This is a genomic window from Catenibacterium sp. RTP21428st1_D7_RTP21428_210409 (assembly GCF_040227455.1).
GTDB lineage: Bacteria > Bacillota_I > Bacilli_A > Erysipelotrichales > Coprobacillaceae > Catenibacterium > Catenibacterium mitsuoka_A.
In genome coordinates this window covers 1-3661 of sequence record NZ_JBEHVX010000135.1, presented here as the reverse complement: position 1 = coordinate 3661, position 3661 = coordinate 1, and the positions used below count along the sequence as shown (strand labels likewise).

The 3661-nt window shown below is 32.8% G+C and carries 3 protein-coding genes; all 3 read left to right on the top strand.

The genetic code is table 11. The annotated features are described in order from the left end of the window. Positions 1 to 324 precede the first annotated feature (324 nt). The 3 genes from ABUA27_RS12300 (at position 325) to ABUA27_RS12290 (ending at position 3422) form a co-directional block, all read left to right on the top strand. Positions 325 to 573, top strand: coding sequence for a hypothetical protein (locus ABUA27_RS12300; protein WP_349820826.1), 249 nt, complete (start codon positions 325 to 327; stop codon positions 571 to 573). A gap of 98 nt (positions 574 to 671) precedes the next feature. Beyond that, positions 672 to 1877, top strand: coding sequence for a GTPase HflX (hflX, locus tag ABUA27_RS12295; RefSeq protein WP_221710676.1), 1206 nt, complete (start codon positions 672 to 674; stop codon positions 1875 to 1877). Positions 1878 to 2009: 132 nt separating this feature from the next. Beyond that, a complete protein-coding gene (locus ABUA27_RS12290) occupies positions 2010 to 3422 on the top strand; it encodes a glycoside hydrolase family 1 protein (RefSeq protein WP_022424197.1) in 1413 nt (470 codons plus the stop codon). Positions 3423 to 3661 lie beyond the last annotated feature (239 nt).

The window sequence follows — 3661 nt, the reverse complement described above, 5'->3', positions numbered from 1 at the left end:
TCTTCCCATAAGAAAAACCTCCTCAGCAAACAGTGCTTTTAATTATTTACACTGTCTACTGGGAGGTCATCATATCACAAAGTTGGTGCTTTTTTTGTTAATGTAAATTATAACTGTTTAATGAATAATTGTTTTAAATTATCTAAAGTGATTTCCTTAATGAAGGACCTTATAAAGATGATTTAACTGAAGTAAATAAGAAATGCAAGACTCTTATTCTTCAAAATATAATATATCAATTAATTCTATGCTTTGTTCAAGTGAAAATCTAGGTGTTGTGTATGATATCAAGGATAATGGAATCACAAAAGATATTATAAGATTTTGTTGTATTCTCTAGATAATCATAAACTAGTGACAATTGCATGTCGTTCTGATACAAGTGTAGAAAGAGCTGATTTCTATTTATGGGCTATCGTCTTGTTAAGAATTTTATCAGAAGAAGATAATTCCTCAACAGAATGGCTTTCATTACTCGCAGATTCAATGGATGGTCCTAATCAGGTAGGTGATTATTATTTCAAACTTGATATGGGTGATGAAAACTATATGCTTGTCGTGTTACCTAAATAATAGAAACAATTAGAAGAATTCTTTTCTAAAACTCGTGTTATAATAGACACGAGTCCAAAGAAAGGAATTCTTCTTTTTTAAGTAGAATAAGAGTATCAATGAAAGCTATATTAGTTATGACATCGGACAATCCCTTCTACATAGATGAACTCAAATCATTATGTATTGCATGTGATATTGAAGTAGAAGATGTTGTTATTCAGAAATTAGAAAAAATTAATCCTGCCACTTATATTGGTAAAGGTAAAATAGAAGAAATCAGATTAAGATTAGATGGAGAAATGGTTATCTTTGATGATGAACTATCTCCATTACAGGTAAAGAACCTTACTGATCAATTACAAACAGAAGTAACAGATCGTACAGATTTAATTCTTCGTATATTTGAACAGCGTGCACAGACAAAAGAAGCAAAATTACAGGTAGAAATAGCAAGAGACCAATATTTATTACCAAGACTTGCAGGAATGCAGGAACATATGTCACATCAGCAAGGTGGTTCTGGGTTTAGAGGATCTGGTGAAAAACAGATTGAGTTAGATCGTCGTATCATCTCTAGAAAGTTGTCCCGTTCTAGAAAAGAACTAGCACAGATTGTAAAACAAAGACAAACACAAAGAGAAAGACGCAAACGTAATAATATTCCTGTGATTGCTTTGGTCGGTTATACAAATAGTGGAAAGTCTACTTTACTCAATACCTTATGTCAGAATAAAGAAAAAAAGGTATTTGAGAAGGATATGTTATTTGCGACATTACAGACTTCTACTAGAAATATCAAGATTAAGAATCATACATGCTTGTTTACTGATACAGTTGGTTTTATTGAACGTTTACCACACAATCTGATTCAGGCATTTCGTTCCACTTTAGAAGAAGTGAAAGAAGCAGATTTATTACTCCATGTTGTTGATTCAAGTTTTGAAGATTATCAATTACAGGTTGATACAACCAATAAGGTATTAGAAGAATTAGGGGTTGAAAATACACCTATGATCTATGTGTACAACAAGGTTGATTTAAATAAGTATGGTTATGTACATCCTGTTACTCCTTATGTTTTTATATCTGCAAAGGAAAAGATTGGTTTAGATTTGTTAGAAGATGAAATAAGTCATATCCTCTTTAAGGATTATGAAACTTTCCAATTAGGTATTCCTTATGATAAGGGAGAAGATTTCAAGTATCTTTATGAGAATACCTATGTGGAACAGGTTGACTATCGTGATGATTATATCTATTTACAGATAGAAGCTAAAAGACAGGATATTAAAGACTATCTTATGTACATCCTTTTTAATTAATGAAACGGAGTTTCATTAATTAACCATTTTTTGTATATTTTATGAAACGTTATAATAATCAGCCTTGAAACAGTTTACATTTATAAGGAGTGATTGATAGAATGTATTCATAAGATAAAGGAGACACATAAAATGGAAAGAAAAATGCCAAAAGATTTTTACTGGGGTGGTTCAGTATCATCATTCCAGACTGAAGGACACAGAAATGAAGGGGGAAAGGGTGTTTGTATCTATGACGTAAGACCTATGAACCCTGAATTCTCTGACTGGAACGATGCAATTGATGAATACACTCGTTATGATGAAGACATCGCATTAATGAAAGGTATGGGGTTTAACTTCTATCGTTTCTCAATCTGCTGGAGCCGTATCATTCCTAATGGTACATTAGATGAACCAGTAAACGAAGAAGGTGTAAAGTTCTACAGTGATTTAATTGATAAGCTACTTGCTGCAGGCATTGAACCAATGATCACTTTAGTACATTTCGATATGCCTTATCATCTTGTAAAGAACTACAATGGTTTTGCTTCAAGATATGTTGTAGACTGTTTTGAAAGATATGCAAAAGTTTGTATTGAAAGATTCGGTGATAGAGTTAAACATTGGATGTCATTCAATGAACAGAACCTTCATTCAATGATGTTAAGAGTTTCTAACGCTGAAGAAATTCCTGAAGGTGTAAGTCTTCCTAAACATTTATATCAGGTAAACCACAATGTTATGATGGCTCATTGTAAAGCAGTACGTGCTTTAAGAGAAATGCAGCCAGATGCTAAGTTCTGTGGTATGGGTGCAATCACTAATATTTATGCATATGACAACAGCCCAGAAAATAATTTATTTGCAACTCAGGCTTATAACTTATTAAATGGTTATCTTGTTGATACATTTGCTCAGGGTAAATATCCTGATTACTGGAATGCTTACTTAGAAAATCGTGGATGGATGCCTACATTTGAAGAAGGCGATGAAGAACTATTAAAGTATACTGTAGACTATATCGCATTCTCTTATTATCGTTCTAATACAGTTAAGACTGGTATCTTTGATTATGAAAGACCAGCTTGTGACTGTGTGAATGAACAGCAGATTCAGAATCCTCATTGTGAAGCCAATGAATGGCATTGGGAAATCGATCCAGTTGGATTCAGATGGACTTTAAATGATTTACATCATAGAACAGGTTTACCAGTATTCGTACTTGAAAATGGTATTGGATGGCGTGAAGATATGACTCAGGAAGAAGTAGATAAGATGCTTGCTGAAGGTCGTACAATCGAAGATGATTATCGTATTAATTATCATAGAGACCATATTCGTGAAATGGAAAACGCAATGTTTGAAGATGGTGTAGACTGCTTAGGTTATATTACTTGGGGACCAATCGATATCCTAGCTAGTATGTGTAATATGGATAAGCGTTATGGATTTGTTTATGTTAATAGAACAAATAAAGATTTAAGAGATATGAAACGTATTCCAAAGAAATCTTATAATTATATCAAGAAAGTATTCGAATCTAACGGTGCTGATTTAGACTAATACTTGCTTAGACCATGTGAAATGCATGGTCTTTTTTTATGTGAATTTATCTAAAAAACCAGCAGAACCCCCACCTCAATATAAAATATAGGTGGGGGATGAATGCTGTTAATGCATCTGATAGAGAAATTTGGAGTAAGAAATAGTATAATACATATAGGAAACTTCTTTTCCTAAATCTACAGAAAGGAGGCTAAATATATGTATCTTACAGTCAAGCAGCAGGTAAAGCATCTGTC

Excerpts from the sequence above, each read along its gene's own strand:
- ABUA27_RS12290 (WP_022424197.1), top strand. The coding sequence starts at position 2,010 with ATGGAAAGAAAAATGCCAAAAGATTTTTACTGGGGTGGTTCAGTATCA.
- hflX (WP_221710676.1), top strand. The coding sequence starts at position 672 with ATGAAAGCTATATTAGTTATGACATCGGACAATCCCTTCTACATAGAT.